Annotated in this window: 27 protein-coding genes and 1 other annotated feature; of the genes, 20 read left to right on the top strand and 7 right to left on the bottom strand. The window is 50.9% G+C overall.

Annotated elements, in window-relative coordinates:
* The first annotated feature begins 23 nt into the window (after positions 1 to 23).
* From EDM59_RS21795 to EDM59_RS21785, 3 genes are all read left to right on the top strand, one after another.
* Complete coding sequence (locus tag EDM59_RS21795; protein WP_122925551.1) at positions 24 to 782, top strand: DUF4931 domain-containing protein; 759 nt, start codon at positions 24 to 26, stop codon at positions 780 to 782.
* A gap of 14 nt (positions 783 to 796) precedes the next feature.
* The gene (locus EDM59_RS21790) at positions 797 to 1,657 is read left to right on the top strand and encodes a GNAT family N-acetyltransferase (RefSeq protein WP_122925550.1); all 861 of its coding nucleotides are present in this window, start codon (positions 797 to 799) and stop codon (positions 1,655 to 1,657) included.
* Between the two features lie 94 nt (positions 1,658 to 1,751).
* Positions 1,752 to 2,891 carry a virulence factor gene (locus EDM59_RS21785; protein WP_122925549.1) on the top strand — a complete coding sequence of 380 codons (1,140 nt, stop codon included), beginning with the start codon at positions 1,752 to 1,754 and terminating at the stop codon, positions 2,889 to 2,891.
* A gap of 112 nt (positions 2,892 to 3,003) precedes the next feature.
* Here the strand turns inward: EDM59_RS21785 and EDM59_RS21780 are convergent, their stop codons facing one another.
* Positions 3,004 to 3,708, bottom strand: a complete 705-nt coding sequence (locus EDM59_RS21780) for a M15 family metallopeptidase (protein WP_122925548.1) — start codon at positions 3,706 to 3,708, stop codon at positions 3,004 to 3,006.
* A gap of 189 nt (positions 3,709 to 3,897) precedes the next feature.
* On the opposite strand from EDM59_RS21780, the gene EDM59_RS21775 reads away from it, so the two are divergent.
* Positions 3,898 to 5,190: a phytoene desaturase family protein gene (locus EDM59_RS21775; RefSeq protein ID WP_092269179.1), complete on the top strand. Its 1,293-nt coding sequence runs from the start codon at positions 3,898 to 3,900 to the stop codon at positions 5,188 to 5,190.
* A 104-nt stretch (positions 5,191 to 5,294) separates the two neighbouring features.
* On the opposite strand, the gene EDM59_RS21770 is transcribed toward EDM59_RS21775, so the two are convergent.
* A complete protein-coding gene (locus EDM59_RS21770) occupies positions 5,295 to 6,104 on the bottom strand; it encodes a serine hydrolase (protein WP_122925547.1) in 810 nt (269 codons plus the stop codon).
* 105 nt (positions 6,105 to 6,209) lie between these two features.
* Between EDM59_RS21770 and EDM59_RS21765 the strand changes: the two genes are divergently transcribed.
* The 7 genes from EDM59_RS21765 (at position 6,210) to EDM59_RS21735 (ending at position 11,473) form a co-directional block, all read left to right on the top strand.
* The gene (locus tag EDM59_RS21765) at positions 6,210 to 7,841 is read left to right on the top strand and encodes a peptide ABC transporter substrate-binding protein (protein WP_122925546.1); all 1,632 of its coding nucleotides are present in this window, start codon (positions 6,210 to 6,212) and stop codon (positions 7,839 to 7,841) included.
* A gap of 23 nt (positions 7,842 to 7,864) precedes the next feature.
* The gene (locus EDM59_RS21760; RefSeq protein WP_122925545.1) at positions 7,865 to 8,599 is read left to right on the top strand and encodes a gamma-glutamyl-gamma-aminobutyrate hydrolase family protein; all 735 of its coding nucleotides are present in this window, start codon (positions 7,865 to 7,867) and stop codon (positions 8,597 to 8,599) included.
* Between the two features lie 247 nt (positions 8,600 to 8,846).
* Entirely contained in the window at positions 8,847 to 9,287 is a 441-nt protein-coding gene (locus EDM59_RS21755) for a peroxiredoxin (protein WP_122925544.1), read from the top strand.
* Positions 9,288 to 9,321: 34 nt separating this feature from the next.
* Positions 9,322 to 9,624: a hypothetical protein gene (locus EDM59_RS21750; protein ID WP_122925543.1), complete on the top strand. Its 303-nt coding sequence runs from the start codon at positions 9,322 to 9,324 to the stop codon at positions 9,622 to 9,624.
* Between the two features lie 96 nt (positions 9,625 to 9,720).
* A complete protein-coding gene (locus EDM59_RS21745) occupies positions 9,721 to 10,773 on the top strand; it encodes a DNA polymerase IV (protein WP_122925542.1) in 1,053 nt (350 codons plus the stop codon).
* Between the two features lie 12 nt (positions 10,774 to 10,785).
* A complete protein-coding gene (locus EDM59_RS21740; protein WP_122925541.1) occupies positions 10,786 to 10,980 on the top strand; it encodes a hypothetical protein in 195 nt (64 codons plus the stop codon).
* A 109-nt stretch (positions 10,981 to 11,089) separates the two neighbouring features.
* Positions 11,090 to 11,473 carry a VOC family protein gene (locus EDM59_RS21735; protein ID WP_122925540.1) on the top strand — a complete coding sequence of 128 codons (384 nt, stop codon included), beginning with the start codon at positions 11,090 to 11,092 and terminating at the stop codon, positions 11,471 to 11,473.
* A gap of 79 nt (positions 11,474 to 11,552) precedes the next feature.
* Here the strand turns inward: EDM59_RS21735 and EDM59_RS21730 are convergent, their stop codons facing one another.
* Complete coding sequence (locus EDM59_RS21730) at positions 11,553 to 12,761, bottom strand: MFS transporter (protein WP_122925539.1); 1,209 nt, start codon at positions 12,759 to 12,761, stop codon at positions 11,553 to 11,555.
* 86 nt (positions 12,762 to 12,847) lie between these two features.
* Positions 12,848 to 13,396: a TetR/AcrR family transcriptional regulator gene (locus tag EDM59_RS21725; RefSeq protein WP_246011174.1), complete on the bottom strand. Its 549-nt coding sequence runs from the start codon at positions 13,394 to 13,396 to the stop codon at positions 12,848 to 12,850.
* Between the two features lie 214 nt (positions 13,397 to 13,610).
* Here EDM59_RS21725 and EDM59_RS21720 point away from each other — a divergent pair, with 214 nt between their 5' ends.
* The 9 genes from EDM59_RS21720 to leuS all read left to right on the top strand — a co-directional run bounded on the left by EDM59_RS21720 (position 13,611) and on the right by leuS (position 21,563).
* Complete coding sequence (locus EDM59_RS21720) at positions 13,611 to 14,135, top strand: YqeG family HAD IIIA-type phosphatase (protein WP_092269143.1); 525 nt, start codon at positions 13,611 to 13,613, stop codon at positions 14,133 to 14,135.
* The gene (gene yqeH, locus EDM59_RS21715) at positions 14,135 to 15,253 is read left to right on the top strand and encodes a ribosome biogenesis GTPase YqeH (protein WP_183193001.1); all 1,119 of its coding nucleotides are present in this window, start codon (positions 14,135 to 14,137) and stop codon (positions 15,251 to 15,253) included. Before EDM59_RS21720 ends, yqeH begins: the two co-directional genes overlap by 1 nt.
* A gap of 76 nt (positions 15,254 to 15,329) precedes the next feature.
* A complete protein-coding gene (locus EDM59_RS21710) occupies positions 15,330 to 16,184 on the top strand; it encodes a shikimate dehydrogenase (protein ID WP_122925536.1) in 855 nt (284 codons plus the stop codon).
* 38 nt (positions 16,185 to 16,222) lie between these two features.
* Positions 16,223 to 16,513, top strand: a complete 291-nt coding sequence (yhbY, locus tag EDM59_RS21705; protein ID WP_055743216.1) for a ribosome assembly RNA-binding protein YhbY — start codon at positions 16,223 to 16,225, stop codon at positions 16,511 to 16,513.
* A gap of 8 nt (positions 16,514 to 16,521) precedes the next feature.
* On the top strand, positions 16,522 to 17,106 hold the full coding sequence (locus tag EDM59_RS21700; RefSeq protein WP_092269131.1) for a nicotinate-nucleotide adenylyltransferase: 585 nt from the start codon (positions 16,522 to 16,524) through the stop codon (positions 17,104 to 17,106).
* A complete protein-coding gene (gene yqeK, locus EDM59_RS21695; RefSeq protein ID WP_122925535.1) occupies positions 17,099 to 17,689 on the top strand; it encodes a bis(5'-nucleosyl)-tetraphosphatase (symmetrical) YqeK in 591 nt (196 codons plus the stop codon). The genes EDM59_RS21700 and yqeK overlap by 8 nt, the downstream gene beginning before the upstream one ends.
* Complete coding sequence (gene rsfS / locus EDM59_RS21690; protein WP_092269125.1) at positions 17,689 to 18,045, top strand: ribosome silencing factor; 357 nt, start codon at positions 17,689 to 17,691, stop codon at positions 18,043 to 18,045. Before yqeK ends, rsfS begins: the two co-directional genes overlap by 1 nt.
* A gap of 5 nt (positions 18,046 to 18,050) precedes the next feature.
* On the top strand, positions 18,051 to 18,794 hold the full coding sequence (locus EDM59_RS21685) for a class I SAM-dependent DNA methyltransferase (protein WP_122925534.1): 744 nt from the start codon (positions 18,051 to 18,053) through the stop codon (positions 18,792 to 18,794).
* 44 nt (positions 18,795 to 18,838) lie between these two features.
* Positions 18,839 to 19,082 (top strand) — a binding site (T-box leader).
* 63 nt (positions 19,083 to 19,145) lie between these two features.
* On the top strand, positions 19,146 to 21,563 hold the full coding sequence (leuS, locus tag EDM59_RS21680; RefSeq protein ID WP_122925533.1) for a leucine--tRNA ligase: 2,418 nt from the start codon (positions 19,146 to 19,148) through the stop codon (positions 21,561 to 21,563).
* A 140-nt stretch (positions 21,564 to 21,703) separates the two neighbouring features.
* Here leuS and comER read toward each other — a convergent pair whose 3' ends face one another.
* From comER to asnB, 3 genes are all read right to left on the bottom strand, one after another.
* The gene (gene comER, locus EDM59_RS21675; protein ID WP_122925532.1) at positions 21,704 to 22,537 is read right to left on the bottom strand and encodes a late competence protein ComER; all 834 of its coding nucleotides are present in this window, start codon (positions 22,535 to 22,537) and stop codon (positions 21,704 to 21,706) included.
* A gap of 76 nt (positions 22,538 to 22,613) precedes the next feature.
* Positions 22,614 to 23,321: a helix-hairpin-helix domain-containing protein gene (locus EDM59_RS21670; RefSeq protein WP_122925531.1), complete on the bottom strand. Its 708-nt coding sequence runs from the start codon at positions 23,319 to 23,321 to the stop codon at positions 22,614 to 22,616.
* A gap of 103 nt (positions 23,322 to 23,424) precedes the next feature.
* Positions 23,425 to 25,350: an asparagine synthase (glutamine-hydrolyzing) gene (gene asnB, locus EDM59_RS21665; RefSeq protein ID WP_122925530.1), complete on the bottom strand. Its 1,926-nt coding sequence runs from the start codon at positions 25,348 to 25,350 to the stop codon at positions 23,425 to 23,427.
* Positions 25,351 to 25,387 lie beyond the last annotated feature (37 nt).

The raw sequence follows: 25,387 nt of genomic DNA, 5'->3' as shown, positions 1-25,387 counted from the left end.
TGGCAATTAGGAGGGACTCTCGTGTGACGCAGACTCATTTGCACTTCAACATGCATATAGGCAGAAAGAAACCGGAAAGCGTGATCAATCGGGAAACTGCTTGTCCATTTTGCGACACCAATAGCCTGACGAATATCCTTGAGCAGCGTGGGTCCATGATCTGGCTCATGAACAAGTTCCCTGTTTTACAGGATACCTATCAGACGGTTCTGATCGAGTCAGATGATTGTGAAGGGGATTGGTCGACTTATTCAAAAGCACATGTGCATGAGCTGCTCGCGTTTGGCGTAGAGAAGTGGCAGGAGCTTTCGAATAGCGGATCTTTTCAATCTGTGCTCTTCTTCAAGAACCACGGTCCGTACTCAGGGGGCAGCATTCGCCATCCACATATGCAAATTGTTGGCTTGAACCACTACGATTATCGCAGCCAAGTAAAGGAAATGGACTTTGAGGGAATCACCATTGACAGCGGGCGAGGCGTGGAGTGCAATCTGTCTACCCATCCGCGCGCAGGCTTTTTTGAATACAACGTGATCCTTACCGACTGGGATCGGCTCGACAGGATGGCTGAGTACTTACAGATTCTGGCGCACTGGATTTTGAACCACGTCAATCGCCGTTGCCTCAGCTATAACTTTTTCTTTTATCGCTGGGGAGACAAGCTGATCGCAAAAGCCGTGCCACGCTTTGTTACCTCTCCGCTCTACATCGGCTATTCCATTCCGCAGGTGGCTAATAATTTGGATGACATGGTTACCGAAATGAAGCATCTTTACTTTTAGGGGGCATGGAGAGTATGGGGTATCAAGTTCGTGGAACCACGCAAATGACAGCAGAAGAGCTGTCCGCAGTAAAGCAGCTGGTGAAAGTATGCAATGAGTATGACGGAATTGACCTTAAAATAAATCCAGACATGCTCACTCGACGTTCGGGTACTCATACGGAAGATTTTTTGTGCTACGAAGACGATCAACTGGTAGGTTTCTTGGGGATGTACGTATTTCATGGAGCAGAGGCGGAAGTAAGCGGCATGGTGCATCCGCAGAATCGCAGAAAAGGAATTTTCCGGGCGATGCAGGCTCAGGCGGCAGAAGAATGTCAACAGAGAAAGATTCCTGAGCAGCTGTTTATCGTTCAAAGAGAGTCTTTGTCGGGAAAAGCCTGCATGGAGCAATGGGGAGCGCAGTATAAATTTTCGGAGTACTGGATGGACCTGCAGGGGGAAAAGAAGAACGTCCCCGTGAGCGCTATCCAGATGCGTGCTGCAGAAAAGGCCGATCTGGAAACGTTGATCTGGCTGAATGTCCACGGCTTTCAGATGGAGGAAGAGCAGGCGAGAGAAATGAGCAAGCGCATCGAAGGCGAGCCGAACAGCAAAACGTATCTCATCCTTGTGGAGGATAAACCCGTCGGCAAGATCAGCGCGATGATCAGTGAGGGAAAAGGCTTTATTTTCGGCTTCTGTGTACACCCCGATCATCAGGGAAAAGGGTATGGACGTCAGGCGTTGGCGAAAACGATCGAGCTGATTCGTGAGCAAGGCTACGAGGAAATGTCACTGGAGGTCGCCTGCGAGAACAGCCATGCACTCGGTCTTTACGAATCGTGCGGATTTGTCGTCAAATCGGCGAACGATTACTACAAGCTGGTACTTTAATTGCACAGCTGCACCCCACGATTGGAAATGTGGTTTGGTTCCGTGCTACGATAGAGAAGATTGAGGGAAGAGTGCGGAAAAGGAGTGACGAGTGATGAAACTGTTGTCCATCGAACCGACGCCGAGTCCAAACGTAATGAAGCTGAACGTAGACGAGCGTTTGCCGGATGGTGTCCAACATGTCTATACAAAAGAGCATGTCGCCAAGTACCCGGAGTTGATGGGGAAGCTGCTGGCGATTGAAGGAGTTACCTCTATTTTTCACACCGCCGATTTTTTGGCGCTGGAAAGAAAGTCAAACGCGGATTGGCAGCGCATCTTGACCCAGTCCCGAGAGATTCTTCAGGCAGGGGAAGGAACAGCGGTTCCGGTATTGGCAGCAACGGATGGAGCCGCTTTTGGGGAGGCCCAAGTCTTTATCCAGATGTTCCGGGAAGTGCCCATGCAGGTAAAAGTCACGATGGGGACAGAACAGATCCGTGCGGCATTGCCGGAGAGGTTTGGACAAGCAGCGATGCGAGCTGGCTCGGCCTCGCCAAACCTGATCATGGAGCGCAAATGGGTGGAGCACGGTGTCCGTTATGGCGATCTGCGCGAGATCGGAGAAGAAGTCGCACAAGAGATCGTGGCTTCGTATCCGGAAGAGCGTGTGGAGGAGCTAGTGGAGCGTGCCTTGCAGCTCGGGGAAGGGGAAGCACCAGCCCCCGTCATCCGTGAAAAGAAAGTCGTTACCCTGCAAATGCTGGATGATCCCGATTGGCAAAACCGGTACGCGGCATTGGATCGCATGGAGCCAACGGAAGAGGATTTGCCAGTGCTGGAGAAAGCTCTGAAGGACACGAAGCCTTCGATCCGCAGGCTTGCGGTCGTCTATCTCGGGATGGTTGGGGGAGATGCTGTCTTCCCGTTGCTGTTCCAAGCTTTAAAGGATGATTCGGTATCCGTCAGAAGAACGGCTGGAGATACCTTGTCTGATCTGGGGGATCCACGGGCGACCGGACCGATGTGTGAAGCATTGCAGGACCGCAACAAGCTCGTCCGCTGGCGTGCAGCGCGTTTCCTGTACGAAGTGGGAGACGAGTCAGCGCTTCCAGCATTGCGAGCGGCGCAAAACGATCCGGAGTTTGAAGTCAGCCTGCAAGTGCAAATGGCTGTGGAGCGGATCGAAAGCGGGGAAGCTGCCAGCGGTACGGTCTGGCAGCAAATGACACGCAGAAACGAACAAAGCGAATAAGAGCGTGACTCTCATAAATAGAAAACAGGGGTGCACTTGCCCCTGTTTTTTCTTTGTACAGTAAAAATGAATCAGTTTTTAGCCGTTTTCTAACGTGCAGCTTCGCTTTCGGTCAATTTACCTGCAAAATGCCTCCGTAACAAGCATGGTCATGACCGCAAGCAGCCGCCCATGCCTGATTTCCATAGTCAAAATGCCACCACTCATCCGAATAGTTCGTAAATCCGGCTTGAATCATGATGTGATACAGAAGTCGGCGGTTGCGCTGGATTTGCCTCTCCCGGTCGTCACGGGGCAGATGGATTTCGAAAAAACGTGTATTGGCCCGATCCGTAAAGTCATCAAAGGCAGTACCCATGTCCAGCCAGCCGTTGGGACCTGCTATCGTCAGGTCAACAGCACCACCAGTCAGATGACGGGGAGGACGCTCAGGATTGTGGGAGGGCCGGGCTACGAACCGGTGGAGCTCCTCGTAAAAAGCTTCTCCTTCCGTCCAGCCTTGTGCGAGGAGCTGGCTTTTTAGGCGATCATACAGGGATTGCTGCACTTCTAGCGGGCGCCACCCATCCAATACCACGAGATGATGGTCGGCTGGGAGCAAACCCGCGGCTTGGACGAGACGGTCAGCAACGGAGCGCCGAACGAAGCAATCGGATCGCGCGCCAGCCAACCCCTCGTGATAGTAAGCAGGATATACCGCTATTACGGGGGCATACTGCAACAGAGGGACGACGGGTTCGTTGGTTTCCAGGATCTTTGGCAAGCTTGCTGAAGCGGCGCTTGATTCCGATTCTGGGATGGGAGTGGTAAACTTCATTGGTCGAAAACACCCTTCTGCAGGATTTTTTTCATTATAGCACGAGAAGCATAAGGAAATTATTGGTATCAATCAGTATAAAAATAGACACAGTTCAATAATGGTTGACTACTTGTGATCTATCCCTTATTCTAGGAGAGGGTTTTCGATCATTTTATCAACATTGCTAGTGCGTAGGGGAGATTGTGTATGACAACCAATCACTATGACGTAGTTATTGTAGGTGGAGGACTCGCTGGTTTATCCAGTGCCGCCTATCTTTCGTCGAAAGGCAAAAAAGTAGCAGTTTTGGAGCGCGGACAACTAGGCGGTCGTGCCGTTACGCTGAAGATCAAAGGTTTTAACTTTAACTTTGGTGCACACGCTATTTACGCTCGTGATAGCTCCGTTTTGAAAACGTTTGAAAAAGAGCTGGATCTTCACATTGACTGGCAAGACTTTAATCCAACAAAAGCGAAGTACGATATCGGGAACGATCTGACAGCTGTTCCAGCGAATGTACAGGGCTTGTTCCAAACCAAGCTGCTCAAAGGCTTGGACAAAGTATTGTTTACGTTTGAAATCTTGAAAACGATGCTGAAGATGGAAACGGGACATCCGCATATGTCTATCCAAAAATGGATGGAGAAGAAAAACGTCAATGAAGAAGTAAAGGAAATGATGCTGACACTCGCTTCCTCCAACTTCTTTACACGTGAACCGGAAAAAATCCCGTCTGACGTATTCTTTTCCTATTACAGCAGACTGTTCACGACCAATAAGCCAGTAGCGTATATTGGCGGAGGCTGGCAGGCGCTGATTAACGAATTCGTTCGTGTCATCGAGGCGAATAACGGCGTCATCCTGACGAAGACAAAAGTAGAAAGTTTCCACGTAGAAGAAGATCGCGTCGTGGGAGTGGTAACACCGGAGGGCGAGTTTACGGCAGACGAATTTATCAGCTGTATCCCGCCGAAAGAAATGGTGAAGGTATTTGCGGAAACGCGGTTGGAGCATGCCATTGCCCAGCACGCAGAATACGAGCCTACCGTTGTTATTGTGTACGACATCGGCTTGAAAGAGCGAATCGATGTTCCGTATTCCTATATTTACGACAAGCAGAACAACATCTTTATCACGGATATTTCCTACTACGATCAGACCTGTGTGCCAGAAGGCGGTCAGCTGCTTCAGGCGACAGCGTACATGCGCCAGTCTGATGTAGGGAACAAGGAATTGGCAGAGCAACGCAAGCTGGAAATCGAAGCGCTGTACGACAAGCACTTTGCCGGCTGGCGTGAGCAGCTGGTCGTTCCTCGCGTCTCCACACGTGCCATCGTACAGGAGATCAAATGGACCATGAACCAGAAGCCAATGCCAATCTTCATGCCTGACTACCGCAACCTGTTCTTTGCAGGTGACTGGTGCGAAGGCCAAGGACAACTGTCCGAGCTTTCTTTCTCCAGTGCCATGAACGTTGCGAAGTTGATTTTGGAAAAATAATTCATCTGTTAACGGGTGCTTTTCTCAGCAGTTGCTTGAGCGAAGCACCCGTTTTTCCCTTGCAAAAAAGCCCCGCAAGACACGCTTGCGGGGGAAGGATAAAACTAGGCCCTCTGGTACAGATTGTAGACGAGGCGGCCAATTTCGGCGATCGTTTGGGCGGCTGGGTTTTGCTCCAGACCTTTGTTCAGAGCGCAGATGGTCACAGCATGCGAGCCGACGAACAGCACACCGGTATCATGCGTGATGTGTGTAACGGAGCCTGTCTTGTTGGCGAGCTCCCATTTGGGAAGCATGCCGATCACGTCTCCATCTGGATCAGGGAAGTGGAACGGAATGCGGTCTCGATGCTGCTGCTGCTTTAAGATCGCCATCATTTTCAGACAGCTGTCATAGGAAATGACTTTTCCGGTAGCCAGATAGCGGAAATGAGAGCCCATGTCTGCAGCCGTCAGCTCGTTGTAGCCTTCCAGCTCGGCAGGCACGACCATCAGCTTGTTGTAGAACTGACTGTTTGTCATGCCGGTTTTTTGCATCGCTGCTCGAATGCTCTCGGTCCCGACCAAGTCGATCAAAATATTGGTCGCCGTGTTGTCGCTTTGGATGATCATAAGCGTGACGATGTCCTGCACGGTCAGCTCAGTGCCGGGGGTCATGTGCTGAAGCACCCCAGCGCCGCCTACCAAATCTTCTTGGCGGAGCTTGATTTTTTGTTCCAATGCGATGTTGCCAGCGTAGGCTTCCGCAAAGACTGCCGTCATGATTGGTACTTTGATCACGCTAGCCGCATAGAAACGTTTATGCTCATTGAACGCCAGCGTTTCACCTGTTTGCAGGTCTTCCAGGTAGATACCCCACTCGCCGCCAGCATTTTCAACCAATTGAGCGATTTGGGTGGATAAACTCGAGAGCATTTTTCTTCATCCCCTTTTTATGTAGACAAAATTTTCTCAAGATAATATTATTTATACATGCTCCTAACAATCAAGAAGAATTATTCCAGAGACGGGGGTTTTTTAATGAAACGGTTTAAGAAACTATCATTTTGTGCAGTGCTGCTCGCGAGCTTGGCGTTCGCCGGCTGTGGCACTCCACAAGGGAGCACGTCGGGAGAGAAGGCACCTTCAGCTTCAGCAGGTGAATCTTCAACCCCGCAAAGCATGCAGGTGAACCTGAGCACAGGGGAGCCAAACACGATCGACCCTGGACTGGCAGAAGATATCCCTTCGATGTCTGTTGCCCGTGCAGCATTTGATGGCCTGCTTCGGCTGAATGAAAAGGGCGAGCTGAAAGAGGCGGTCGCGGAGAAGTACGAAGTATCACCAGATGGACTGACCTATACCTTCCATCTGCGCGATGCGAAGTGGTCCAACGGCGATGCAGTTACTGCGCATGATTTCGAATATGCGTGGAAGCGCGTATTGAATCCGGAAACAGCATCTTCCTACGCGTATCAGATGTACTACCTGAAAAACGGCGAAGCTTTCAATGCGAAGAAAGCGAAAGCAGAGGATGTTGGCGTAAAAGCAACCGATGACAAAACGCTTGTCGTCAACCTGGAAAATCCGGCACCGTTTTTCCCTGAGCTGGTTGCATCTGTGACGTACTTCCCTGTAAACCAAAAAGCAGTGGAAGCAAACGAGGATTGGGCTTCCAAGCCGGAAACCTACGTAGGGAACGGACCCTTTGTGCTGAAGAAATGGGAGCACAAGTCGGGTATCGAATTCGAAAAGAACGATACTTACTGGGATAAAGACCACGTAAAGCTGTCCAAGCTCAACATCAACATGATCGAAGACGCCAATACGGAGCTTTCGATGTTTGAAAATGGTGATTTGGACTGGGCGGGCTCCCCTTTGGGTGACTTGCCGCTCGACGCACTTGAGTCCTTGAAAGATTCCGGCAAAATGCAATCGCAAGCAACAGCAGGAACCTACTGGTACATTTTCAACACCACGCAAAAGCCTTTTGACAACAAAAAGATTCGCCAGGCATTTGCTACCGCTGTAAACCGCAAAGAAATTACAGAGAGCGTCGTTCCATTCAAGAGTACAGCAGCGCTCGGAATTTTGCCTCCTACCATGACGCTCAACCCTGACGGCTACATCAAAGACGGTGATGTGGAGACAGCGAAGAAGCTGCTGGCCGAAGGGATGAAGGAAGCGGGAATCACCAAGCTGCCTGAGCTCACCATTTCCTACAATACGACGGAAGCCAATCAACGGATCGCGACTGTCATCCAGGATCAATGGAGAAAAGCATTTGGCATCGAAGTGAAGCTGGTGAATAAAGAAAATAAAGTACATCGCGAGCAAATGAAGGAAGGGAACTTCCAAATCGGCCGCGGCAGCTGGATCGGCGACTTCAACGATCCGATCAACTTCCTGGAAGTGTTCAAAGGCGGTTTGAACACCTCGAAATGGGAGAACAAAGAGTTCCTCGACCTGCTGGCTCAATCAGCCAAAGAAGGCGACGTAGAAAAACGCAAAGAAATCCTGAAAAAAGCGGATGCCATCGTGATGGATGAAATGCCAGCACTGCCGATCTACTACTACACTTACGCATGGGTGAAACAAGACTCTGTAAAAGACGTAGTTGTAGACGCACTGGGCTTCATCGACTTCAAATACGCATCCAATGAAAAGAAATAAATAGAGAACAGGGAGTGACGTGTGTGCGTCCGATAATTGGTGTGGCGTGTACGAAAATGTATTTCCCGAATAACAATCTCGACCAGTTCTTTTATGTAGGCTCCGGCTATGTGGAGGGGATTGCCCGCAGTGGCGGAACTCCGTTGATCCTGCCTCTCCTGACAAATGCAGATGCGCCATTTCGCGCGATGCTGGAGTCGCTCGACGGCCTGATCCTTACAGGCGGAGACGATCCTGCTCCTCATTTGTACGGAGAGGAGCCGCTGCAAGGACTGGGACATATTGAATACGAACGGGATTTGGCAGAGCTTGAAGTCATCAAGCTGGCTCTGGAAATGAAAAAGCCAATCCTCGGAATCTGCCGGGGAATGCAAATTCTGAATGTGGCGTGCGGCGGTACCCTCATTCAGGACATTCCAAGCCAGGTGCCGGGAGCATTCCAACACGCACAAAAAGGTTCACGCCAATACGGCGCACACAAAGTCACTCTACAGCCAGGATTTGTAGCAGATGCGATTGGCAAGACGGAAATCCTGGTCAACACCTCGCATCATCAGGCGGTAAAAGACGTCGCTCCGGGCTTTGCCATGACAGGGGCAGCAGCTGACGGTGTAATCGAGGCGATCGAGAGTCTCGACGGGCTGCATGTCGGGCTGCAATGGCATCCAGAGCGGATGTGGGGCCACGACAGCGACATGCAAAAGATAGCAGAGGCGTTTGTCGCCAAAGTCAAACAAGCGAAGCTGCAAACCAGATAAGGTCAGGCAGAATTTCGCCAGAGAAAAGGAACAGCAAGCCGCTCTACGGACGGGGGTCAGTCCCCTACAACATGTGGAGCGGTTTTTCTTTGTACAGTAAGAATTTATAAGATTCCAAGCCAGGATAAGTGCAACTAAGGCTCCACCGCAAAGCTTGGCGGAGCCAAGTTTTCTAATTTGGCTGGAAATGTATACGAGAGACAGGCCCTCATGTGAGGGGAAGCAAACTATATACGAGGTGAGGGAAATGCTGCCAATAGGAACAAAAGCACCGCTATTTCGGGCGGACAGCACCAAAGGCCTGATCGATTTGCAAGAATACATGGGGAAAAAGAATATCGTCCTGATCTTCTATCCAGGAGATGATACGCCAGTATGCACGAAGCAGCTGTGTGCGGTTCAAGACCATTATGCGGCCTTTGAGCACGCAGATACCGTTGTCTTCGGCGTCAATCCTGCCGATCGGGCAAAAAAAGAGGCGTTTGCAGGTAAATTTGGTTACCGCTTCCCACTGATTGTGGATGCTGACCAATCGATCCGCCAGTCCTATGGCGTAGGCAAGATATTGGGGCTGTTTTTCCAGCAGCGGATCGTCTATATCATCGGGAAGTCTGGCAACATCGTCTACGCTAAAAAGGGCAACCCCCCTGTTTCAGAGCTGCTGCAGGCTCTAGAAGCACAAAGCTAGCCTTGCCTAAAAAAAAGAGAAAGGAGTTCATCCTATGTCTGTTTCCGAAAAGATAACAGGAGTCCTTCTTCTAGGAATCCTTGCATGCTTATTTGTGATTGCGCAAAAGCCGTCGCCTTCGTTTTACAGTCCGCCAGCTTCGATTTCATTTCCAAAAGTGCCTGATTCCTCGAATGCTTCTGTCGTTCAGCTGGACAAGAATAAAATCGCGGTAGTCGACACACGAAATGATTCACCGACCTTTGGGAAAATCCTCGTTCTTGCCTTTGATCCGACGACCAACAAATTCACGCAGGTGGCTGATCATACTTTCAGCTTCGACATCGTATTCAGGTAGGCTTCCCTGCCGAGTAGGTGTCCGTACCTTGCGCAATGCTTGAAAAAAGGGGATAATAAAACGAAATGAGAATGTATGTTTGGTGGTTATCCCCTTATGAAAAAAATCTTGCACATGGATATAGATGCTTTCTTTGCCAGCGTCGAGCAGCTGGATCGTCCTGAGCTGCGTGGAAAGCCCGTTATCGTCGGCGGGACTGGGAATCGAGGTGTCGTGTCTACATGCAGCTATGAGGCGCGCAAATACGGTGTCCGGTCTGCCATGCCGATCGCAATGGCACGTAAAAAATGTCCCCAAGGCATCTATCTGCCTGTCCGATACTGGCGCTATGTAGAAAAATCAGCAGAGGTACGGGAGATTTTTTCAGCCTATACCGATCGCTATCAGACGGTAGGGCTGGATGAGGCTTATTTAGACGTGAGCGATTACGAGGATGCTGTTCCCGTCGCGCGGGAAATCAAGCGGCGTGTGAGAAAAGAGACGGGGCTTACCTGCAGTATCGGACTGTCGTACAATATGTCACTGGCCAAAATAGCAAGTGATTTGAAAAAGCCGGATGCATTCGTCATTATCCGTCCTGAGCAGGCGTTGGAAGTCCTGAGGCCCTTGCCGATTGGCACCCTGAACGGAGTCGGGAGAAAGTCGCAGGAGGTTCTCGCCAAAAAAGGCATCAAGACGGTAGAGGACTTTTGGGCACTTTCCTTGGAGGAGGTGGTCCAGCTCTTTGGCAAGATGGGACGCTCGCTCTATCATCGGGCGAGAGGCGAGGACAACCGGGAAATCGTCACAGAGCGTACGCCGAAATCCTCGAGCCGCGAAACCACACTGCCCTTCGATTTGTTCGACAGAGAATCCATCGCACCGATCGCCATGTCTTTGCTGCGAGAAGTCGAAGAGGACATTCGCGAGGAAGGCGTCCATCCTCAGACCATCACGCTGAAAATCAAATACGCGGACTTCACACAGCGAACCAAGCAGCATAAAGCGGTACCGGATGCCAATTGGCAGGAGCTTTTGGATGACTTGCTGGATGCCTTTGATTACACGCCGGGAGTTCGGCTGGTCGGAGTGGGCTTCTCGAATTTTACAGAGCCGCAGCAGGAGCGCTACGAGCAGCTATCGATGTTTTCCTGGAAACAGGGGAGATAGGAGGGGGAGTTGGTGGAAGGAAGCAATCCGTATCATTGCTGTGCGACCTGCCAGCATTTTCGCGTGGAAAAGACGACGGGGAACGTTTCCTATCGCTGCTCTCGGCTGACGTACGAGACAAGACCGGAGTATCAATTTCAATGCTGGTCTCCAAAAGAAAGCGTCAAGCGTCTAATGGACGCAAGACGTGAGAAAAGGGAAGAGTAGCTATGGTGAGGGCGTTACGTTATCACAATTCAAACGAAAAGCTATGCTTGCTGCTAGAATGACCGCTTTGCACAACGCGCGCACTACTACCTTAAGGAGGCGAACCAGCTTGAAAATCATCGTTACCAGTTTATTCGTACAAGATCAGGGCAGGGCTCTGGAGTTTTATTCAGAAAAGCTGGGGTTCATAAAAAAGGAGGATGTCCCTGTAGGAGAATTTAGGTGGATTACGCTTGTTTCTCCCGATGATCAAGGCGGTACCGAGCTTCTTCTCGAGCCGAACAACCATCCGGCCGCAAAGGAGTATCAGCAAAGGATATTTGCGGAGGGCATTCCAGCTACCATGTTTGGCGTTGCCGATATTCAAGACGAGTATAGACGTTTAAAGGAAAAAGGCGTCATGTTTACGATGGAGCCGACAAAAATGGGCGATATCACGATAGCTGTTTTCGACGATACTTGCGGCAACCTGATTCAGATCGTGGAGAAATAGCATCATGGCAGCTCCGTCCGATTGATGGGACCGAAAACCCCCGCTTCGCTAGGGCGACGGGGGTTTTGCTGTTGAACCATTACATTTTTATGTCGTGGCTGCCGGCGCGGACAGCTGTGCCTTGCTTGAGTCTGAGGAAGACGTACAACAGAATCCCCAAGCCCAGTATGGAACCAGCAACGACAAACAGGACAGTGGAAACGGGAAGAATGTCGGTTAAAATCCCTCCAGCCAGCGGCCCTGCGACCATTCCGACCGCATGGAACATATTGAACAGGGAGTAGGCAATACCATAGGCGCCGCTTCCCGAGCGGTCGATAATCTCTCCAAGCGTAGCGAGGGTAGGAGACAGGGTAAATCCCACTCCTGCGCCGACGAGCGCCATCGCCAGAGATGCCTGCCAAAGTGTATTCGCCAAAGCAAGAGCGGGTATGAATACAGCCAGGACGCAAATGCCAATGAACATGAGTAAAAACGGGTTGAAACGGCTGGACAATGCACCTGCCACAGGAGCTAAGAGCCCGTAGGCCAATGTCATGATGGCAAATAGCAAACCGATCATAGCGGGTGTGACGCTCAGCTTTTCTGTCAAAAAGTTTGGAAGCGTTGGCTCCAGCAGGCAAAGGGCGATTTCAGCAAGCAGAACGATACCGGCAATAAAGGCGACCTGCGGATGACGTAAAAATTTGCTGACGCGAAGCTGCTCGGACTGGCTGCGTGCAGGGGCTTCCTGCAGGAATAAGGAAACGAGCAGGATATTGAGCACCGTAAAGCCCGCCGCAGCCAAAAAGGGTGTGCGGTGACCGCTAACTTCAAACAGCCATCCGCCCAGCGGTGCACCGAGCAGCGTGCCTGATGAAATCGCAGTCAGCGCAATGCCCATGACGGCACCACGCGACTTAGGAGGAAACAGATCAGCCAACAGGGCTAGAGCAGTCGGCCAAGTAGCTGCTGCTGCCAGCCCTTGGATAAAACGAGCTGTGATGAGCAGCGGGAGCGAATCGGCAAATGCAAACAGAACCGTAGAGAAGGCAAGCCCGGCCAGCAGCATGATCCGTCGGCCAATGCGATCAGATATCGGCCCAAAAATAGGGGTAGCGACGAGCATGGCGATCGCATAACTGCTAAAGAGGATTCCCATCATTGTCGAGGAAGGCTTCAGCGTTTCCGTGAAATAAGGCACGATCGGAATGAGCAAGCTGTAGAGCAGCATGTCGATGAAAAGGATCAGCACGACAAAAAGCAGGCCGATTCCTTGAGTTTTTGTCATTTTCGGAAGGAGTGTCATCGTCATTCACCTCTGTATGATTCAAGTTAACCGAGAAAACTAAAATCGTTTAAATCGTTTTCGCGTAAAAAAGGGGAATAAAAGACTTATCTTTTATCCACCGGAACGAGGCCGAATAACAACACATCGGCAATCGCAGCGAGTGACTCCTGCGTAGTAATATTGTTTTTCGTGTAAAAGCGCTGATCGAGGGCGGAGTTGCATGCATCGATGATGATCTTCATCATGAGTGTGACATTGCGGTCGATGATCAGACCTTCCCGAATCCCCTGCTCAATGAGCTGGCGAAGCATCGCCCAGTCACTGGAAAGAGAAGCATCTACGATCGCCCACTGCTCAGGATAGTAGCGTTTCATCTGCTCGAGTATGCGCAGGTCGTAAAAGTCGTTATGGGTAGGCACGACCATGATGACCGCGCGGATTTTTTCGAGGAGCGTAAGGTTGCTGTCCTCTACGATTTGTCTCGTCTTTTCATCGAACTCCTGTGCAGTTTGTTCGATGATCGTCTCGAGGATCTCCACCTTGGAGGAAAAGTGCTCATAGAGTGTACGCTTGCTGATCCCAAGTCTGCGAGCTAAGTCATCCATCGAAAACTTCATGCCTTTTTCCCAAATTTCTTCGATGAAGCCGCGCATGATTCTGTCTCGGATAAAGCATCGCCTCCTTGTATGTATTTGCAGAGAAAACTAAATAAACGATTTTAGTTTTCTTTGATCAAGGCAATTCTACATGGTTTTCCTTTTGGATGCAAGCCGGCGCTAGCTTTTTCTTTTGCAACAGAGTGTCCGATTATGGTATAGTAGGTGCCGAAATCGCGGTTGATTGCTTCACATCATTTGGAGGTGCCCCGTGTTTTTACAAAAGCTGGTGCCCAATCAGTACGTGGATTCGATCCACCACATTGATATAGATCAATTGAAACGAAATAACGTCCGCGCAGTGATTACGGATTTGGACAATACGCTGGTGGAATGGGACAGGCCAGAGGCGACTCCTGAGGTTGTCAATTGGCTGAAGCGCTTGCATGATGCAGGCATTCAGGTGACGGTCGTCTCCAATAACGGACTCTCGCGTGTTGAGCGTTTCTGTAAGCCACTGAATATCGGATTTATTTGCGCGGCTCGCAAGCCCACGAATCGTGCTTTTTTACAGGCAGTGCGGCAGATGAACGTGACCATTGCCGAGACAGTCGTTATCGGCGATCAATTGTTTACGGATGTGTTGGGAGGAAATCGTCTCGGGTTTCATACGATCTTGGTCGTACCGGTAGCTCAGACGGATGGTTTTTGGACGCGTTTTAATCGTCAAATGGAACGTGTTGCCTTGATTTGGATGGAACGGAAAGGAATGGTTTCGTGGAGGAGAAAAGCATGATGGATCATGAAGCTGCTGCCTGTGCTGGTTGTGGTATCCTGATTCAGTCGGAAGATGCGAAACAGCCCGGTTATGCGCCACCGTCTGCCCTAGGCAGAAAAGTCGTGATTTGCCAGCGCTGCTATCGGATCAAGCATTATAATGAAGTAGCCCCTGTAAGCATGGGGGATGATGATTTCCTGCGGATTTTGGATGGCATTGGCGCTACTCAATCCCTTGTTGTCATGGTCGTGGACATCTTTGATTTCCAAGGCTCTTGGCTGAAGGGGTTGCCGCGTTTTGTGGGTAAAAATCCGATTCTGCTCGTAGGGAACAAGGTCGACTTGCTCCCGCGCAACATCAATCTGAATCGCGTGCGAAACTGGATGCAGCACGAGGCGAAAGAGCGCGGTCTGCGTCCGGAAGACGTAGTTCTGATCAGTGCCGAAAAAGGTCTGCATATCGACGAGCTGCTCGCACGGATCGGAGAGCTGCGAAAAGGCCGCGATGTTTATATCGTCGGCGTGACGAACGTGGGCAAATCCACGATGATCAACCGTATCTTGCATGACTACGGGGCAGCCGAGCTGGAGATCACCACCTCGCCGTTTCCGGGAACGACGCTGGACAAGATTGAGATTCCACTGGAGGATGGTCGCTCCATCTTTGATACGCCAGGGATCATCAACCGCGATCAGATCGGACACATGATTCCGCCAGCAGACTTGCGGAAAATTACACCGAGAAGCCGGATCAACTCCAAGGTGTACCAGCTGGATGACGGACAGTCGCTATTCTTGGGCGGACTTGCCCGCATCGACTTTGTCCACGGCCCTCGTCAGCCTTTTGTCATTTATGTGGACAACGATCTGTACATCCATCGCACCAAGCTGGAGAAGGCGGATGAAGTCCTGGAAAAGCATCATGGCAGCTTGCTTGTTCCACCGACTGGGGAAGAGGCAGCAAAAGCCTTACCGCCGTTTGTGAAGCATACATTTAAAATTAAGCCAACTGGAATCACGACAGACGTTGTCATTTCCGGATTAGGCTGGGTAAGCCTCCAGGGCAAGCATGATGCGAGTATTGTCGTTCATGCGCCGAAAGGGGTTAGTGTGGGGATCAGAAAAGGGCTAATCTAGCTCCTCCGAAGAGAATAGGGCCGCCCTTGTTTCTTGGTTGTTTGTAAAGAGAGCCTATAGGGGGTAGGAGAGCAAAATGATTACGAGTAAAACACAGCTGGTTGGTTTGTTCGGCCACCCGGTTTCCCATTCACAGTCGCCTATGATGCAGAATGCCGCCTTTTCAGAAACGGGCTTGGGCTATGCCTATGCTGCCTTTGATGTAGAGCCTGACAACCTGGAGGATGCCGTGGCAGGGATTCGCGCTCTGGGTCTGAAAGGAATCAATGTGACGATTCCGCACAAGGTCGCCATCATGCCGATGCTCGATGAGATTGACCCCTTGGCCAAGCGGATCGGTGCGGTAAATACGGTCGTGATTGAAGAGGGTCGCCTGATCGGCTACAACACAGATGGTATGGGCTATGTCCGTTCCCTCGTAGAGGAGACAGGGATTGAGCTTGAGCAGCAGATCGTGACGATGGTTGGCGCAGGCGGCGCGGCGCGTGCAGTAGCTTTTACCCTTGCCGAAAAAGGCGTGAAGGAAATTCGCATCATCAACCGTTCACGCGAAAGAGCCACCCTTCTTGCCGAATCCTTAAAGCCGATAGTGTCGACCCGCATCGTGGAGCAGGGAGAAGGGAAAGAGGCGATCGCGGATGCGTCCTTGTTGATTAATACGACTTCGATCGGCATGCTGCCGAATGTGAATGAAATGCCTGTTCCGAAAGAGTGGCTGCACGATCAGCTGACGGTCAGTGACCTGATCTACAATCCACTGGAAACCCGTTTGCTTGCAGAAGCAAAGGCGATTGGAGCACGTGTTCACTCAGGCGTTGGCATGTTCGTTAACCAAGGAGCATTGGCCTTTGAGCTGTGGACCGGGAAAAAGGCTCCGACAGAAGCCATGCGCCAGATCGTCCTTTCGCAATTGACAAAAACAGCACAATAACGATAATGATACGTTCATACGTAGAAGGAGGCATGCCGATGTTGACCGGCAAGCAAAAACGTTTTTTACGCGCAGAAGCGCACCACCTGACCCCGATTTTCCAAGTGGGAAAAGGTGGCGTAAATGAAAATATGATCACGCAGATCAAAGAGGCGCTGGAAGTGCGTGAATTGATCAAAGTAGCGATCCTGCAAAACAACAATGACGACAAGCATGAAGTCGCAGAAGATTTGGCGGCAGGTGCAGGAGCGGAATTGGTTCAGCTGATCGGGCATACCGTTGTACTGTACAAAGAGTCTCGGGAAAACAAAACGATCAAGCTGCCGTAGCGAACATCATGGATGAACGCATAAAGCATGTCGGAATTTTAGGTGGGACGTTCGATCCGATTCATTGCGGCCATTTGCTTGCTGCAGAGCAGGCGAGGGAGCAAGCGGGTCTGGATGAGGTGTGGTTCATGCCCACACATATCCCGCCGCATAAAACACGTGACGGGCTGACGGACGCTGCTACAAGGCTTGAGATGGTGGAGCTTGCGGTAGCGGATCACGAATCGTTTCGGGTGACGGATGTGGAGCTCAGACGTGAGGGACCCTCTTACACCTACGACACGATCGTTCAGCTGGTCGAGCAGTACCCAGATTGCCGTTTTTCCTTTATCATTGGGGGTGATATGGTCGAGATCCTGCCGAAATGGTACCGTTTTGAGGAGCTGAGCCGCATGATTCGATTCATCGGTTTGGCGAGACCTGGCGCGGATATCGATCGTGTGCCGAATGACACCGTAACCTTTGTTGAAATGCCGGTTTGGGATATCTCATCCACGCTGATCCGGATGAAAGCAGCGGAAGGCCAAAGCATTCGTTATTTGGTTCCTCGTTCAGTCGAGCGTTATATAAAGGAGAACGGATTCTATGCGTGAGTGGAGCAATCGGGAGGAGCTGCTCGCACAGGTGCGGGCCCAAATGCATGATAAAAGGTATGCCCACACACTGGGCGTAGCGGAGTCCGCAAGGCAGCTGGCGATCCGCTATGGGGCCGATCCTGACAAAGCACAGCTTGCCGGATACTTGCATGATTACTGCAAATGCTGGCCAGTCGACAAGATGTTTGAGATTCTGGTTCGCCATGATATGCCAACAGAGCTGTTGGAAGGCGAGAAAGAGCTGTGGCATGCTTTTGCCGGAGCGATTGTCATCCAGTCAGACCTCGGTATTACGGATCCGGAAATATTGCAGGCTGTCCGCTATCACACAACGGGGCGTGTCGGCATGACCCTGTTAGAAAAAGTGGTATGTGTGGCAGACTATATAGAACCGAACCGCAACTTCCCTGGTGTCGAAGAGATCCGCGCCTTGGCGCAGGAGGATTTGGATGCAGCGCTTGCCCTTGCTCTCGGAGGCACGATGCAGTTTTTGATAGAAAAGAAAAAGACGGTATTTCCGTTGACATTATTGGCTTATAACGATTTGATATCCTTAAAAAGGGAGAATAGGAGGGTTTAATGGTTAAAACAGTAGAAGATTTGGCCCGTTTGGTTGTGAAGGCAGCAGAGGACAAGAAAGCAGAAAATCTGATGGTGCTGGACATCCGCAATCTGTCTGTGATCTCCGATTACTTTATGATTTGCCACGGGAACAACGAGCGTCAGGTGCAAGCGATTGTAAAAGAGATCCGTGATCAGGCCCACAAAAACGGAACGAACATCCGCGGAATTGAAGGTGCTGAGGAAGGTCGCTGGGTTCTCGTCGATCTGGGGGATGTGGTGATCCACGTGTTCCACCGTGAGGATCGCGAGTTTTATAACCTGGAGCGTCTGTGGAAGGATGCAGAGGTCGTATCCTTCTCAGAACAAGGGTAATAGCTATGGCGTACGCGCATATGGCAGCTGTGTATGACAAGCTGATGGCGGATTCGCCTTATGATCAGTGGCTGGACTGGGTGGAGAGCAACTGGGAAAAAGGGGATAAGCCTAAGCAGGTGATTGATTTGGGCTGCGGGACCGGCACGATCGCCATCCCGCTCGCAAAGCGCGGCTATCGGGTGACCGGTGTCGACCTGTCTGCCGAAATGCTGGCGGTCGCCTATGATAAAATGCGCCAGGCGCAAGCTGACGTTAACTGGGTCGAGCAAGATATGCGTGAGCTGGAACTGCCTGTGGCAGATGCTGTCATCTCCTTGTGTGATTCGCTTAGCTATCTGACAGAGGAAGAAGATGTACAGGAGACGTTTCGCAGGGTGTACGCCCATCTCGTCGAGGGAGGCAGCTTCTTGTTTGACGTACACAGTCCGTACAAGATGCTGCACATTTTCGGAGACGAGACGTTCACGTACATGGACGATGAAGTTTCGTACATTTGGCAATGTTTTTGCGATCCGCTCCGCCTTGAAGTCGAGCATCAGCTGACCTTTTTCATCCGCCAGGAAAACGGCTTGTATGAGCGAATGGAAGAGGAGCATTTTCAAAGGGCATACCAGCCGATTCAACTGATTCGCTGGCTGAAGGATGCAGGCTTTGAAGACATCGTGCTGTCGGCAGATTACTCCAACCAACCGCCGCATGAAAAGAGCGATCGCCTATTTTTTGCAGCACGAAAGCCGAAACGTTGACACGGCAGGTTCACATTTACTATAATCGTGTTATAACTGCAAAATTCGACGCGTTGAAAGAGGAATAGTAGGTAATCACTCCGAGGTTAAGAGAGTTGACGGCTGGTGCAAGTCAACCCGGAGTAAGCTGAACTCACCTCCCAGCACTTGCCCCCAAGACCGGGTACAGCTCGGTTGAGTAAGGGTGGGCGAATCCTCCACGTTACGGATGGAATCAAGTGGGTGAATGCAGGACATTTGCCAATCTGGGTGGTACCGCGGGAGTAAACACAACCTCTCGTCCCTTTTCGTCAATCGATAGGGACGTGGGGTTTTTTTATTTTTTACCATTAAGGATGGGAGTGCTTTACCATGGTTTTTAGTCATCACAACGTAGAAAAAAAGTGGCAGCAATATTGGGAGCAAAACAAGACCTTCAAGACCTCTGAGGACGCTGGCAAAAAGAAATTTTATGCACTCGATATGTTCCCGTATCCGTCTGGTGCTGGCCTGCACGTAGGGCATCCAGAGGGCTACACGGCGACGGATATCTTGTCCCGCATGAAGCGCATGCAAGGCTACAACGTACTTCATCCAATGGGCTGGGATGCGTTTGGTTTGCCAGCGGAGCAGTACGCACTGGATACGGGGAATGACCCTGCAGAATTTACGGAGAAAAACATCCAGACCTTCCGCCGTCAAATCAAATCTCTGGGCTTCTCCTACGACTGGGATCGGGAAGTCAACACCACTGATCCACACTACTACAAATGGACCCAATGGATCTTCACGAAGCTGTATGAGCACGGTTTGGCTTACATCGACGAAGTAGCTGTAAACTGGTGCCCTGCACTGGGTACGGTACTGGCGAATGAAGAAGTCATCGACGGAAAAAGTGAACGCGGTGGTCACCCGGTAGAACGCCGTCCGATGAAGCAGTGGGTTCTGCGAATTACAGCGTATGCGGAGCGTCTGCTGTCTGATCTGGAAGAGCTGGATTGGCCAGAGAGCATCAAGGAAATGCAGCGCAACTGGATCGGCCGTTCCGAGGGTGCGGAAGTCACTTTTGGCATCGAAGGGCATGATGAGACCTTGACCGTCTTCACGACGCGTCCTGACACCTTGTATGGGGCGACCTATGCGGTCCTGGCGCCAGAGCACAAGCTGGTGGACCTGATTACCACAGACGAACAGAAAGAAGCGGTAGCGGCTTACCTGGAACAGGCGAAGCACAAGAGCGATCTGGAGCGTACAGATTTGGCAAAAGAAAAAACCGGGGTCTTTACCGGTGCGTATGCCATTAACCCGGTGAACGGCGAGCGTCTGCCGATCTGGATTGCCGATTACGTATTGATCAGCTATGGTACCGGTTCGATCATGGCGGTTCCTGCACATGACGAGCGTGACTACGAGTTCGCGAAAACGTTTGACCTGCCTATCAAGCAAGTCATCGCGGGCGGAGATATTTCGAAAGAAGCGTACGCAGGGGACGGAGCCCATATCAACTCCGAATTCCTGGATGGCTTGAACAAAGAGCAGGCCATTGCCAAAATGATCGAATGGCTCGTTGAAAACGGCAAAGGAAATCGCAAGGTGACCTACCGTCTGCGTGACTGGTTGTTCAGCCGCCAACGCTACTGGGGTGAACCGATCCCAATCATTCATCTGGAAGATGGCACGATGAAGGTCGTTCCAGAAGAAGAGCTGCCTGTCATTCTGCCGAAGACAAAAGAAATCAAGCCTTCGGGTACAGGCGAATCGCCACTCGCCAATATTACCGACTGGATCAACATCGTAGATCCTGTGACGGGTCAAAAAGCTCGCCGCGAGACCAACACGATGCCACAATGGGCGGGTAGCTGCTGGTACTTCCTGCGCTTTATCGATCCGCACAATGACAAAGCGCTGGCAGATCCGGAAAAACTGAAAGAGTGGCTGCCGATTGACATTTACATCGGTGGTGCCGAACACGCGGTATTGCACTTGCTGTACTCCCGTTTCTGGCACAAATTCCTGTACGACATCGGAGTCGTACCGACCAAAGAACCGTTCCAAAAGCTGTTCAACCAAGGGATGATTCTGGGCGAGAACAATGAAAAAATGAGCAAATCCAAAGGCAACGTGGTGAATCCGGACGATATCATCAACAGCCATGGTGCTGATACCCTGCGCATGTACGAAATGTTCATGGGACCTCTGGATGCGTCCATCGCCTGGTCGACAAAAGGACTGGACGGCGCTCGTCGCTTCCTGGACCGCGTCTATCGCCTGTTTGTGAACGACAACGGACAGCTGAACGAGAAGATCGTAGATACCTCCAAAGTGGCGGGTATGGAGCGCACGTACCATCAAACAGTGAAGAAAGTAACGGAAGACTACGAAGGTCTGCGTTTCAACACAGGTATTTCCCAACTGATGGTATTTGTAAACGAAGCGTACAAACAAGAGGTATTGCCGAAGAAGTACATGGAAGACTTCGTGAAAATGCTGTCCCCAATCGCTCCGCACATTGCGGAAGAGCTGTGGGAAAAGCTGGGACATACAGAAACAATCGCCTACGAAGCTTGGCCGACGTACGACGAATCCAAGCTGGTAGAAGATGAGGTAGAAATCGTTCTGCAGGTAAATGGCAAGAACAAAGAAAAACTGCTCATCGCCTCCGATGCGACAAAAGAACAAATGGAAGAGCTTGCGATGGCGAATGAAGTCATCAAGGAATTGATCGAAGGAAAAACAATCGTCAAGATGATTGCGGTTCCTGGCAAACTGGTAAACATCGTCGTTCGCTAATAAACGCAAAAGGAGTGGAGACTGTGCAAGACAGGTTTCCGCTCCTTTTTTTGTCCTTCAGTGCGAATGTATCAGATTCTTAGCCAGTATCAGTGCAACTAAGGCTCCGCCACAAAGCCTGGTGGAGCCAAGCTTTCTAATTACCGCTGGTGATTTGTTAGCCGTTGTTCTACCAGCTCTTGATCTTCTGCGAATTTCGCATGCGTGCGGCGATACACCTCTGTAAACAGACCAGGGATCCCTTCCTTCAAGGGAATCAAACCTTCGCCAGTAATGCCGCCTGGTACGCAAACTCGCTGCTGCAGAGAAGGCAGGGTGAAAATATCTTCTTTTAAAAGATCGGCCATGCCAATGAACATCTGCGTGGTCAAATAAGTGGCAGCGTCCTCTGAGATGCCTGTTTCGGTTACGGCCTCCTGGACCATTTGCTGGAGGATGTAGCTCAAGAAAGCGGGGCCACAGCTGGTGATGTCGGAGGTGACACGCAAAAAGGCTTCAGAGACCATCGTCGGGTGGCTAATGGACGAGAAGAGTTTGAGAATGTACTGCTTTTGCGCCTCGTCAATCCGCGAGCCGAACTCGCAGAGGCTGATACCACTCCGGGCAGCGTTTGTAATACTCGGGACCACTCTCGCAACGGCGCAAGGTACTCGCTCCTCAAGCAAAGACAGCTTGATCGGGCTGGTAATCGTGATCAAGAGATGCTCAGGGGTCAAGACAGGGGTAATTTGCTCCAGCAAAACCTTATACTCCAAAGGTTTAACGCACAGAAGCAATACCTTGGCGGCTTCAGCCAGCTCAGCATTACTCGGTGCGACGACCAATCCGGGGTACAGTTCGGCTAACCGCTCCGCTTTGGCGGGGGTGCGATTGCCAATCATGATCTGACCGGGGGACAGGGCTTTGGATGACAGCAAAGCCTCAATCAAGATCGTGCCCATGCTGCCTGTACCGATGAACCCGATCCTATCCATCTCCATACCTCCCTCCGTTATTCTTTCCCCATTCTATGTGCGCCAAAGAGCCATCATGACCAAGAATCCAAAAGGACTACTGGATCCGTATACGCGGCGCGATTCTCTCATACAGCTTATCACCGATCCCTTCGATGCTCTTCAGCTCCTCAAGTGCCCGAAAGCTTCCCTTTTCCTCACGGTACTGCAAAATCGCTTTGGCACGAGCTTCGCCAATCCCGGGCAAGGTCATCAGCTCCTCGGCAGTAGCCGAATTGAGAGAAACCGTTTGATCAGAGGAAGAGGCATTGGACGTATTTTTCCCATTGGCGGCGTATGCAGGTGCAGACAGATTTACAGGCGCTGCTGCAGGAGAGCTCTCCTTTACAGGTATGACGATCGCGGTACCATCTGCCAGAGGAGCCGCCAGGTTGATCTGTGCAAGATCGGCAGTGGGATTGGCTCCCCCTGCCTTGGCGATCGCATCAGCTACACGCATGCCAGCATCCAGAGGGTAGAGGCCGGGCTGCTTGACATCACCTTTCACATCGACATAAAGGGGAGCGGGTGCAGAAGGTGTTTTTTCTAAGGCTGGCTTGCCGGCTACAGCGCTCTCTTTTGCCTGTTCGTCAGCAGGTAAAACGTCATCTGAAGCGTAAGCGGGAGGGACGAGGGGCAGCGCGGCGTCCGTACCCTCATGTCCTGCCACACGAGTCTGATAAAGCCAAAAACTGCTCGTTACAAACAAAAGCGCGATAGCTGTCAAAAGAATTTTCCGATATCGGTCCCACCATTCAAGGAACACAAAAAAACCTCCCTTACTTGGTCGATTCTGGAAGTAGAGGACACTGCTTCTACTCCTGATGCTACGAAAAGTAAGGGAGGGTGTGCAAATCTATTTGCCTGCTCTATCCGATATGCTGGAGTGAGCTTTTTTTGCGTCGAATATCGACATTCGGGCTGACATAAGGATCGAAGTTGTACTTTTGCTCAATGAAGATCTGATGCCACAGCATGAAGACGAGGATCGTCCAGATTTTGCGGCTGTAGTCGGCATTGCCTTCGCGATGCTCATCCAGCATGTACAGGACGTAAGCTTTGTTGATCAAATCGTCCACTTTGGATTCGAAAATGATTTCCTTCGCCCATTTGTAGAATTCATTTTTCAGCCAGTGACGAGTCGGAACCGGGAAGCCCAGTTTCTTTCTCATCTTGATTTCCGGCGGCAGGAAGTCTTTCATCGCCTCGCGCAGGACATGCTTGGTCGTACCGTTGGCGATTTTGTACTTCGTCGGGATGGTCGCAGCGAATTCAAAGACTTTCAGGTCAATGAACGGCACGCGAAGCTCCAGAGAGTTGGCCATCGTCATTTTGTCTGCCTTCATCAAAATGTTTCCGCGAAGCCAGGTGTGAATATCGAGGTATTGCATCTTCGTCACATCGTCGTACTGAGATGCGCGCTTGTAGATTTCCTCGGTAATGGTAAAAGGAGAGACATACGAGCTGGAGCGTGCGATATCTTCCATCACGACGCGTTTTTTCATTTCTTCACTGAAGATCAGAGCGTTTCCGAAGAAGCGTTCTTCCACGGTTTTGGAGCCCCGGATCAGGAAGTTCTTTCCTTTGACTTGATCTGGCAGACGCTCAGCCATGTAACCGATCGATTGACGCATCCAGCCAGGCATTCCGGAAAACATTTTCAGCGAGTTTGGCTCGCGATAAATGTTGTAGCCACCGAAAAATTCATCGGCGCCTTCCCCTGAGAGAACGACGGTCACGTGTTCACTTGCCATTTGAGCGACAAAATAGAGGAGAATCGCAGACGGATCCGCTACCGGTTCATCCTGGTGCCAAATCAGGCGAGGCAGCTCGTTCATGTACTGCTTGGCGCCCACGACCAGTTCATGGTGCTCGGAACCTAAAAATTGCGCTGTACGTCTAGCGAAGTCCAGCTCGCTGTAGCCAGGGATGTCAGAACCGACAGAAAAGGTTTTGACAGGCTCGAACGTGCGAAGCATTCCGACAATACTGGTAGAATCGACACCGCTAGAGAGGAAAGCTCCGCGCGATACCTCGCTGATCCGGTGTTTATCGACCGATTCCAGCAGTACGCTGCGCGTGCCCTCTACATAATAAGAGAAAGGCTTGCTTTCGTCCGGATTGAACTCGACATCCCAGTAACGGGAAAGCTTGATTTGATCGTTTTCGATGAGAAAAGAGTGAGCCGGAGGGATGCGGTAAATACCTCTGTACATCGTCTCAGGATCTGGTACGTATTGGAAAGTCAGATAGTGATAAAAAGCCGTATGGTTCACTTCGCGAGTCAAGCCAGGCATCTCCAGCAAGCTCTTGATTTCGCTGGCGACTCCGATAGAATCGGCCGTTTCCACGTAGTAGAGCGGCTTGATTCCAAAGTGATCGCGGGCACCAAACATTCGTTTTTTGCGAGAGTCATAGATTGTAAAGCCAAACATGCCCCGCAAGTGCTTCGGCGCATCTGTCCCTACTTCCTCGTAAAGGTGCAGGATGGTTTCGATATCAGAATCGGTATGAAAAACGTGTCCGATGTCTTTTAGCCATTGTTGCAATTCCTTGTAATTGTATACTTCCCCATTCCCAATGATCCAGATGTCCCGTGTTTCGTTGAACAGCGGTTGATGTCCGCCTTCCACATCAATGATGCTTAAACGACGAAAGCCCAGGGCGACGTTATCCTCCAAATGAAAACCATCGTCGTCTGGACCACGGTGCAGGATGACACCGGTCATTGCGCTGATCGCTTCTTGCACGACAGGTGTTTGCCGTTTGTTGTAGAGTGATACGATTCCACACATATGAAATGACTCTTCCTCTCACTGGATTGCTCCTGCT

The sequence above is a fragment of the Brevibacillus nitrificans genome, from assembly GCF_003710965.1.
GTDB lineage: Bacteria > Bacillota > Bacilli > Brevibacillales > Brevibacillaceae > Brevibacillus > Brevibacillus centrosporus.
This window is presented reverse-complemented; position numbering and strand designations above follow the sequence as displayed.

What these genes read in the sequence shown, in the direction of transcription:
- EDM59_RS21790 (WP_122925550.1), top strand. Translation starts at nt 797, where the DNA reads ATGGGGTATCAAGTTCGTGGAACCACGCAAATGACAGCAGAAGAGCTG.
- EDM59_RS21785 (WP_122925549.1), top strand. Translation starts at nt 1,752, where the DNA reads ATGAAACTGTTGTCCATCGAACCGACGCCGAGTCCAAACGTAATGAAG.
- EDM59_RS21780 (WP_122925548.1), bottom strand. Translation starts at nt 3,708, where the DNA reads ATGAAGTTTACCACTCCCATCCCAGAATCGGAATCAAGCGCCGCTTCA.
- EDM59_RS21775 (WP_092269179.1), top strand. Translation starts at nt 3,898, where the DNA reads ATGACAACCAATCACTATGACGTAGTTATTGTAGGTGGAGGACTCGCT.
- EDM59_RS21770 (WP_122925547.1), bottom strand. Translation starts at nt 6,104, where the DNA reads ATGCTCTCGAGTTTATCCACCCAAATCGCTCAATTGGTTGAAAATGCT.
- EDM59_RS21765 (WP_122925546.1), top strand. Translation starts at nt 6,210, where the DNA reads ATGAAACGGTTTAAGAAACTATCATTTTGTGCAGTGCTGCTCGCGAGC.
- EDM59_RS21755 (WP_122925544.1), top strand. Translation starts at nt 8,847, where the DNA reads ATGCTGCCAATAGGAACAAAAGCACCGCTATTTCGGGCGGACAGCACC.
- EDM59_RS21750 (WP_122925543.1), top strand. Translation starts at nt 9,322, where the DNA reads ATGTCTGTTTCCGAAAAGATAACAGGAGTCCTTCTTCTAGGAATCCTT.
- EDM59_RS21745 (WP_122925542.1), top strand. Translation starts at nt 9,721, where the DNA reads ATGAAAAAAATCTTGCACATGGATATAGATGCTTTCTTTGCCAGCGTC.
- EDM59_RS21730 (WP_122925539.1), bottom strand. Translation starts at nt 12,761, where the DNA reads ATGACACTCCTTCCGAAAATGACAAAAACTCAAGGAATCGGCCTGCTT.
- EDM59_RS21725 (WP_246011174.1), bottom strand. Translation starts at nt 13,396, where the DNA reads ATGCGCGGCTTCATCGAAGAAATTTGGGAAAAAGGCATGAAGTTTTCG.
- yqeH (WP_183193001.1), top strand. Translation starts at nt 14,135, where the DNA reads ATGGATCATGAAGCTGCTGCCTGTGCTGGTTGTGGTATCCTGATTCAG.
- EDM59_RS21710 (WP_122925536.1), top strand. Translation starts at nt 15,330, where the DNA reads ATGATTACGAGTAAAACACAGCTGGTTGGTTTGTTCGGCCACCCGGTT.
- yhbY (WP_055743216.1), top strand. Translation starts at nt 16,223, where the DNA reads ATGTTGACCGGCAAGCAAAAACGTTTTTTACGCGCAGAAGCGCACCAC.
- EDM59_RS21700 (WP_092269131.1), top strand. Translation starts at nt 16,522, where the DNA reads ATGGATGAACGCATAAAGCATGTCGGAATTTTAGGTGGGACGTTCGAT.
- yqeK (WP_122925535.1), top strand. Translation starts at nt 17,099, where the DNA reads ATGCGTGAGTGGAGCAATCGGGAGGAGCTGCTCGCACAGGTGCGGGCC.
- rsfS (WP_092269125.1), top strand. Translation starts at nt 17,689, where the DNA reads ATGGTTAAAACAGTAGAAGATTTGGCCCGTTTGGTTGTGAAGGCAGCA.
- EDM59_RS21685 (WP_122925534.1), top strand. Translation starts at nt 18,051, where the DNA reads ATGGCGTACGCGCATATGGCAGCTGTGTATGACAAGCTGATGGCGGAT.
- leuS (WP_122925533.1), top strand. Translation starts at nt 19,146, where the DNA reads ATGGTTTTTAGTCATCACAACGTAGAAAAAAAGTGGCAGCAATATTGG.
- comER (WP_122925532.1), bottom strand. Translation starts at nt 22,537, where the DNA reads ATGGATAGGATCGGGTTCATCGGTACAGGCAGCATGGGCACGATCTTG.
- asnB (WP_122925530.1), bottom strand. Translation starts at nt 25,350, where the DNA reads ATGTGTGGAATCGTATCACTCTACAACAAACGGCAAACACCTGTCGTG.